General features: G+C 63.5%; 11 protein-coding genes. All 11 read left to right on the top strand.

Features of this window, described 5'->3' with window-relative positions; translation table 11 throughout:
- Positions 1–238: 238 nt before the first annotated feature.
- The 11 genes from C4B30_RS35475 (at position 239) to C4B30_RS31920 (ending at position 7,644) form a co-directional block, all read left to right on the top strand.
- On the top strand, positions 239–916 hold the full coding sequence (locus tag C4B30_RS35475; protein ID WP_158683578.1) for a hypothetical protein: 678 nt from the start codon (positions 239–241) through the stop codon (positions 914–916).
- A 20-nt stretch (positions 917–936) separates the two neighbouring features.
- A complete protein-coding gene (locus C4B30_RS31960; RefSeq protein WP_105133488.1) occupies positions 937–1,410 on the top strand; it encodes a hypothetical protein in 474 nt (157 codons plus the stop codon).
- A gap of 27 nt (positions 1,411–1,437) precedes the next feature.
- Positions 1,438–1,677, top strand: coding sequence for a hypothetical protein (locus C4B30_RS31955; RefSeq protein ID WP_105133487.1), 240 nt, complete (start codon positions 1,438–1,440; stop codon positions 1,675–1,677).
- 37 nt (positions 1,678–1,714) lie between these two features.
- Positions 1,715–2,026 carry a hypothetical protein gene (locus C4B30_RS31950; RefSeq protein WP_158683576.1) on the top strand — a complete coding sequence of 104 codons (312 nt, stop codon included), beginning with the start codon at positions 1,715–1,717 and terminating at the stop codon, positions 2,024–2,026.
- Between the two features lie 32 nt (positions 2,027–2,058).
- A complete protein-coding gene (locus C4B30_RS31945; RefSeq protein ID WP_105133485.1) occupies positions 2,059–2,295 on the top strand; it encodes a hypothetical protein in 237 nt (78 codons plus the stop codon).
- A gap of 20 nt (positions 2,296–2,315) precedes the next feature.
- The gene (locus C4B30_RS31940; protein WP_105133484.1) at positions 2,316–2,918 is read left to right on the top strand and encodes a S1 family peptidase; all 603 of its coding nucleotides are present in this window, start codon (positions 2,316–2,318) and stop codon (positions 2,916–2,918) included.
- Complete coding sequence (locus tag C4B30_RS35470; RefSeq protein ID WP_158683574.1) at positions 2,915–3,064, top strand: hypothetical protein; 150 nt, start codon at positions 2,915–2,917, stop codon at positions 3,062–3,064. The genes C4B30_RS31940 and C4B30_RS35470 overlap by 4 nt, the downstream gene beginning before the upstream one ends.
- Entirely contained in the window at positions 3,064–3,459 is a 396-nt protein-coding gene (locus tag C4B30_RS31935) for a hypothetical protein (protein WP_105133483.1), read from the top strand. The genes C4B30_RS35470 and C4B30_RS31935 overlap by 1 nt, the downstream gene beginning before the upstream one ends.
- A gap of 133 nt (positions 3,460–3,592) precedes the next feature.
- Positions 3,593–3,850 (top strand): hypothetical protein, encoded by a 258-nt coding sequence (locus tag C4B30_RS31930; RefSeq protein ID WP_158683572.1) that lies wholly within the window; start codon positions 3,593–3,595, stop codon positions 3,848–3,850.
- Entirely contained in the window at positions 3,850–5,289 is a 1,440-nt protein-coding gene (locus C4B30_RS31925) for a hypothetical protein (protein WP_105133481.1), read from the top strand. The genes C4B30_RS31930 and C4B30_RS31925 overlap by 1 nt, the downstream gene beginning before the upstream one ends.
- 54 nt (positions 5,290–5,343) lie before the next feature.
- Complete coding sequence (locus C4B30_RS31920; protein ID WP_105133480.1) at positions 5,344–7,644, top strand: hypothetical protein; 2,301 nt, start codon at positions 5,344–5,346, stop codon at positions 7,642–7,644.
- Positions 7,645–7,654 lie beyond the last annotated feature (10 nt).

Raw genomic sequence — 7,654 nt, 5'->3', positions numbered from 1 at the left:
GTGGGCGGGGTCGTCGTCCATGCAATCCCATATAAAATGACGAGAAAATTAATTGCCCCCATGGGTAAAGAATTTTGCGGAGTTTTTAATTGCCCCGAAGTTGTTGAATTCCCCCATAGCTCAACCTCGAAACTGCGGCCAATTCCAGCCACTGCTCGACCCTTTACGCCTGACAGTTTGTAGGATAAAACTAGCCTGCGCATCTGCGCGGGGTTAAACGGGGGAATTGGGGGATACCATGTCAAGGGCAGCTAAAAACATCATAGGAAAGAAGTTCGGTCGACTGACAGCGACCAAGCGGGCGGGGTCGTACCATCTGTGTAATTGCGAATGCGGCTCACTTGCAAAAACAGTGCGTACGGACAAGCTGGTGCGGGGAGAGACGAAATCGTGCGGATGCTTGCGCCAGGAGCAGAACGCCGAGCGGCATGCAGTTGCGTTGCAGTCCACGGGCACGCCGAAGCGATTCGCGGCGCTGCGCGCCGGCCTGCGAAAAGTGTGGGATGGCATTTGTGTCGGAGGCGAAGTTTCGCCTGAATGGGATAAATTCGATGCGTTCGTTTTCGAGATGGCCGCGACGTGGACGCCAGGTCACGAGCTGGTCCGGATAAACCCCAACGCGCCCTATAACGGAAACAATTGCCGGTGGGCACCACCGAAAAAGAAATTCACCCATCGCAGCGCCGGTTTATTCGTAAAGATGTCGGACGGTAATAGCTGCGCACTCGCCGTTTTCGCCGAACAAATTCATATGAGTTATCAAAAGGCGTATCGGATATTCAGCCGGATCGCGGCAGAAGGGCGCGCAGTAACGGCGAACGACTTTAAAAACAATAATGCTCGTGAAACTACCGATCCTTTTGCGTCGGTCGCGGGCAGCTTGTCGGTTTCGCCGTCGGCTAGACTTACCGGGTAGATAGTGAGGATACCGAAGCAATGAAGCCGGGGACCGAAATCGCCGAGTACGTCGCCAACATGCCCGCAGACGAGCAGGAGGACACCCTGTGCAAGCTGCTGGAGCTGGCGACGCGCGACCCGGCGCAGATCGGCTTCCCGGCGATGCTGCCCATTGAGCTGGCGATGGGCGAGGCCAAGCCCCAGGAGATCTGCCAGGGCTACGGGATCTCGCGCGAGGAATTCGCGCGCATCATCGCGCACCCGGTGTTCATCAAGGCGTACCAGGAAGCCGTGGAGATGCTGCGCGTCGAGGGCATGAGCTTCAAGGTCAAGGCGCGCATGCAGGCCGAAGCGTTCCTGGCCACGTCGTTCTCGATGGTGCAGAACCCGGCGACGAGCGACAACGTGCGCGCGGACCTGATCAAGTCGACGGTGAAGTGGGCCGGGCTCGACATCAAGGCCGCGGACGCCGACGCAAAGCCCAATTTCAACATCGTGCTGAATCTCGGCTGAAGCCGATTTTTCCCAAGGAGAGCAGTCATGTCCGTCCGCGCAAAATTCCGCCTCAGCGACGTCACCGAGCATCACTGGCCCTGGAGCCAGTCGCCGGCGAAGACGTTGAAATTCCAGGCCGACTACGACCAGTCGATTCCCGAGGACCAGCGGTTCCAGGAAGCGACGCCGACGGGCACGTTCGAGATGCTGTGCACGAACCCGGCGGCGCTCGCGCAATTCGAACTCGGCAAGTCGTACTACTTCGACATCACGCCGGCGAACTAAATCTCGGCTGAAGCCGACTTTACCCAAGGAGAGAACCATGCCCGCAGTCTATGACCAGGCGATCCCCAGCGCCGCGCAAGCCAAAGGCATTTCATTGGCCCCGCCGCCGGCGAGCGAAATCGATTCGATGCTGCTGAGGTTGCTCAGGGTCGTCGAAACGCTCGACAGCCAGCAGCAGGAGATCGAGTCGCGGTTGCGCGCGTTGCTCTCCCCACAGTATCCGTCGGCTGTCGGCGAGCAGGCGCCTGAATGCTCGTCGGCGCACGGCGTGGCACTCGCCGAGATCGGCACTCGCATCTTGTCGGTGATCGACCGGAACGTCGAACTGATGAACCGCCTGCAGCTTTGATTTTTCGCCCCGAATAGTCAGGAATTCGAACTATGTTGCGCATCCTCGACACCGAATGCGACACCGATGCGATTCTGCTGGGGTGCGTGTTGGCGAAACTCGGGCTGACCGAAGTGACGATCACGGCCGAGGACGAGCTGGTGATGCGCAGCGTGCTGGACAACGGAGCCTTCCGGTGGGTCGTCGGTGCAGACCAGACGGCAGGCTCCGTGACCCTGCGGCTGCTGGAAGCCGCGGACATCCCCGCTGATACCGACGCCATCCAGTGACGCGCCGCAGGAGAACGCTCATGCGCTCCATTCTCGCTCTCATCCTTCTCGCGACGCTCGTGGCTTGCTCGTCGCTGGTGTCCACCCAACGCGCGTCGGTCGGCTCCGTCGTGTCGGTGATGACCGACTCGGGGCACGGCACCGGGTTCCCGGTGAGCAAGCACTGCGTGGTGACGGCCGAGCATGTGGTTGACGGCGCGGAGAAAACCGTGCGCATCGCCGGCGTCGACAAGGTCGAGCACCAGGCGCAGGTCGTGCGCCAGGACGCCCAGTTGGACATCGCGGTGGTGTGCGCAGACAAGGCCAGCATGAAGCCGGTGCGGCTCGCGCCTCGCATGCCCGACCGGTTCGCGCCCGTGTACACGATCGGCAACCCGCTGATCTACAACCAGATCATGACCGAAGGGCGCTACCAGGGCGGCTCGACCATCACCGCCGACGTGGCGCCGGGCAACTCCGGCGGCCCGGTGTTCGACGAGAACGGCGACGTGATCGGGTTCGCCGACGCGCTCGCGGTGATGATGTCGCCGATGGGCGTGATGACGTTCGCGCACCTGGCCACGATCGTGACGGTCGAGAAGATCCGGCCGTTCGTCGCCGGCACGCCGGAGGCGCAGGCATGAGCAGCGCCTGGCTCAACGTGCGCATCGGGCGCTACTTCGTGCAGGGCGACGGGTGGCGCGTCTGCGTCCGGCGCATGGACGACACGTGGATGCTGGCGCACGGCCGGCCGTTCATCAAGGTCTGGAAGTTCCCTGGGGTGCGGTGATGGCAAAGGCCAAGGCGGTTTTTATCCCCATCCCCCTGTACGGCGGCGAGGTCGTGCTCTGCCGCACGCGCAAGGAGTGGGACGCGGTCGCGGCGCAGTTCGGCGTGTCAGATGACGGCGAGCCCATGCTCGGCGTCATGCACGAGCTGCTGGGCACGGAAGGAAGCCGCTTCTACATGGTCGGTGTGTTCGACGGGGCCATCGCGACGCTCGCGCACGAGCTGCTGCACGTCGCCGTCGCGACGCTCGGCCGCGTTGGCGTGCCGATCAACCCGGACACGGACGAGGCGCTGACGTACCTGTTCGATCACCTGCTGGCGACGGCGCTGCCGCTGTTCATGGTGGCCGGGCTGCGCACGAAGAAGGAGCGAGGATGCCATTCCGATTCGAACTGATCAGTGTCGAGCGGTGCACACCGGGCATTGAATACCCGGCTACGCATTGGCGCAAGATCGCTCGGTATGTCGTCTGGGCATGGGGCGGCCCGACTGGCGACTATGCTCGGCCGCGGCCGAAGTGGGTGCGGGCATGAGTGACGATACGCTCGACCAGAAAGACCCGGAAGCTTACGACAACGGCATGCTGTGCTCGTGGTGTGGCAAGCAGGCGGCTGACATGACGCCGGCGGAGCTGATCGCGTTCATCGGTATGCTCGATACGTCGTTGACGGCGGTGAGCGGGCGACAGCAGAAGATGCAGGATTTGATCGACGCCCAGCGAGAAGTGATCAGCAGGCAAGAAGACCTGATCGCATTCCTTGGCGGCGGGGACGGCACGAGGCACTGATGGCATCGATCGAATACACCCCGCCGCCGACCGTCAAGGAGTTCATCAAGCACTTCCGCGCGGGGGAACTGTTCCTCGACTGGATCGTCGGGCCGGTCGGCTCGGGCAAGACGACCGGCATCTTCATGAAGCTGATCTTCATGGCGCAGATGCAGGCGCCGAGCCCGATCGACGGCATCCGCCGCTCGCGCTGCGTGGTGGTGCGTAACACCGCACCGCAGCTGCGCGACACGACGATCAAGAGCTTCATGTACTGGTTCAAGGACGGGCAGGCCGGCAAGTGGAAGGCCACTGACAAGGACTTCGTGCTGCGCTACGGCGACGTCGAGTGCGAGGTGATGTTCCGCCCGCTCGACACCCCGGACGACATCAACCGCGTGCTGTCGCTCGAAGTGACGTTCGCGATCATCGACGAGTTCGTCGAGCTGCCGCAGGCGATCGTGGAGGCACTGTCCGCGCGCTGCGGCCGCTACCCACCGGAGATCGAGGGCGGCGCGACGAACTGGGGCATGTGGGGCGCGAGCAACCCAGGCATGGAGTCGGTGTGGTGGTACCCGATGCTGGAGGAAGAAGCGCGCGACCAGCTGCCACCGGACCAGGAAGTGCCGGAGAACTGGACCTATTTCAAGCAGCCGTCCGGGTTCTCGGAGGAAGCCGAGAACACCGCGAACCTGCCGGGCAAGCGCGACTACTACACCAACCTGGCCAAGGGCAAGACGAAGCACTGGATCAAGCAGTTCATCGAGGTGGAGTGGGGGTATTCGCTCGTCGGCAAGCCCGTCTACCCGATGTTCAACCGGGATTTCCATGTCAGCAAACGCATCCTCGTCCCCAACCGCTCCCGCCAACTGGTGGCAGGCTACGACCCTGGTATGCGCTCTGCTCTCGTGCTCGGACAATACGACGACAGCGTGGGCCGCGTTCTGGTCTTTGACGAAATCGTCCTCGAAGACTTCGCCACCGACCGCATGATCGCGGAGAAGCTGAAGCCGCTGCTGATGCGCAAGTACGTCGGATTCGAGTTCCTGATCGTGCCGGACCCGGCGAGCGTGAACGAGAGCCAGGCGAAGCAGGGCAGCTCGGTGATCACCGAGCTGAAGAAGCACTTCGCCGTGCACTACGACACTGACAACTCGATCGAGAGCCGCATCGCGCCGGTGCAGTACTACATGATGCGGCTGACCGGCGACGGTCCGGCGCTCACGATCGATCCGGCGTGCATCAAGCTGACGCGCGCGCTGACGGGCGGCTACAAGTACACGGTGAGCAAGACCGACGTGCAGCGCGAGGTGCCGGACAAGAGCATGCACTCGCACGTGGCGAACGCGTTCGAGTACCTGGTGCGATATTTCCGCCGCGGCGAGGAACGCGCGGGCAAGAAGGTGGCGACGCGAGGGTGGGCGCAGCGGAATAGGGGCAATCCCTATGCAGTCCGTTAGCGCGTCCAAAATGATTAGGATGCCGAAGTAATAATGCTTGCTCCCGAGAACCCTATGGCGACCGACACGACTATCCCTTCCGCGACCCAGCCCAACGCGACGACCACGCTGGAAGGCGTGCGCGGCAAGATCGACGACGCGGTGCTGCGCCGGGTCGGGGCGGATCTCGCGTCGCGGTTCATGCAGTACGAGAACGACCGACGCATCGCCGAGCTGCGCTGGGAGATGAACGCGCGGCAGTACCTGGGCATCTACGATCCGGACATCGAGAGCAAGCTCGACAAGAACCGCTCACGCGCGTACCCGAAGCTCACGCGCGTGAAGTGCGTGTCGATGCTGTCGCGGCTGATGAACCTGCTGTTCCCGACCGACGACAAGAACTGGTCGGTCGCGGCGTCGCCCGTGCCGGACCTGGTCGAAGCGGATTTGCAGTCGGTGCTCGACAGCCTGATGCCGCCCGCGGCGTCGCCGATGCAGGCACCGGGCATGCCCGCGCCGCCGGCACCCGCCACGCCGAGCGACCAGGTGATCGAGCAGGCGATTCGGGACTTCGCCAAGGGGCGCGCGAAGCGCATGGAGGTCGAGATCGAGGACCAGCTCGACGAGCTGGGCGGGTCGCGCAAGATCGACTACGTGATGCTCTGCCGGAAAGTGCTCGCGAGCGGCATCCGGTACGGCTGCGGCATCCTGAAGGGGCCGTTCGTCGAGGAAGAAACGCTGCGGCGCTGGGGCCAGGATGCGTCCGGCCGGCTCGTCGCGAAGCCGTACACCGCGTTCCGCCCGCGGTTCGAGTTCGTCCCGATCTGGGACTATTACCCCGATATGTCGGCCAAGGCGCTCAACCAGATGGACGGGCAGTTCGAGCGCGTGGTGATGAGCAAGCACCAGGTCACGATGCTGAAGCAGCGACCGGACTTCATGGCGAACCAGATCGACGCATTCCTGCGCGAGTCGCCGACCGGCAACTACGTGCGCCGCGCGTTCGAAACGGAGCTGCGCGCGATGGGCTCGTCGCTCAACGTGTCGCAGGCCGCGCGCAACAAGTTCGAGGCGGTCGTCTGGGAAGGCTACATGTCCGGGCAGGACATGGCCAACATGGGCGTCGACGTGCCGGAGGACAAGCTGTACGAGGACGTGCGCGCGAACGTCTGGATCATGGGCAACCGCGTGATCCGCGCGCAGCTGGACCCGTGGAGCAAGTTGAAGACCGACGGCGAGATGCCGATGTACCACCACTTCATCTTCGAGGAAGACGAGAGCTTCCTGCTCGGCAACGGCCTGCCGCAGATCATGCGTGACAGCCAGATGGGGCTGTGCGCCGCGGTGCGCATGGCGCTCGACAACGGCGCGGTGCAGCGGGTTTTCGAGATCAATCGGACGATCATCTCGCTGAATCAAGACATCGAGGCAATCAACCCTGACCACATCTTCTATCGCGACGACGATCAGGTCGCGACGATGCAGTATCCGGCGATCCGCCAGATCAACCTGGATTCGCACCTGACTGAGCTGCAGGGTCTTGCCAAGATGTTCCAGGATTTCGCCGACCAGGAAACGTTCGTCAACCCGGCTACCGGCGGCGACCTGCAGAAAGGCCCGAGCGAGCCGTTCCGCACGGCCGCCGGCGCGTCGATGCTGCGCGGCGACGCCGCGTTGCCGTTCAAGGATGTCGTGCGCAGCTTCGACACCTTCACGGAGTCGGTGATCGGCGCACTGCTGGTGTTCAACCGTAACTTCAATACCGACGAGGCCATCCGGGGCGATTTCAAGCCGGTCGCGCGCGGCGCGACATCCCTGATCGCCAAGGAAGTGCTGGGCTCGCAGCTCGACCAGTACGCGCAGACGCTGCAGCCGGAGGAACGGCCGTACATCAAGTGGCCGGAGCTGGCGCGCGCCCGCGCGCGCGTGCGCGACCTGGACACCGAGGAAGTCGTGATGAACGACAGCGAGTGCCAGCAGGTTGACGAGCAGCGCCAACAGCAAGCGCAGGCGCAGCAGGAGCAGGCGCAGCAGATGGCCGCGGCCGAAATCCGCAAGCTGCTGTCGGACTCGCTGAAAAACCTGTCGCAAGCGGGCAAGAACGCGGCGAACGCCGAAGCGACGACCGCGAATACGATCCTTGGCGCGATGGAGAAGGGGCTCAACCCGGACCAGGTGAGCGCCACGAACCTTACGGAGACTGGCAATGGATCAGGATCTGCCGCCGCTGGAGCGGCGCCGGGTGGAAGCGGAGCTGGTGGGGCGGGTGCGCCTGGAGGCGCAGGTGGGGCTGTCGGGCCTGTCATCGCTCCAGCAGCTCTTGCGCATGCGGCTCAAGGATCTGGACTCACAGCTGCGGCGATGCCAGCCGGCTGATTTTCCAGCG

The organism is Burkholderia sp. BE12 (assembly GCF_002959955.1).
In the GTDB taxonomy this organism is placed as follows: Bacteria; Pseudomonadota; Gammaproteobacteria; order Burkholderiales; family Burkholderiaceae; genus Burkholderia.
This window is presented reverse-complemented; position numbering and strand designations above follow the sequence as displayed.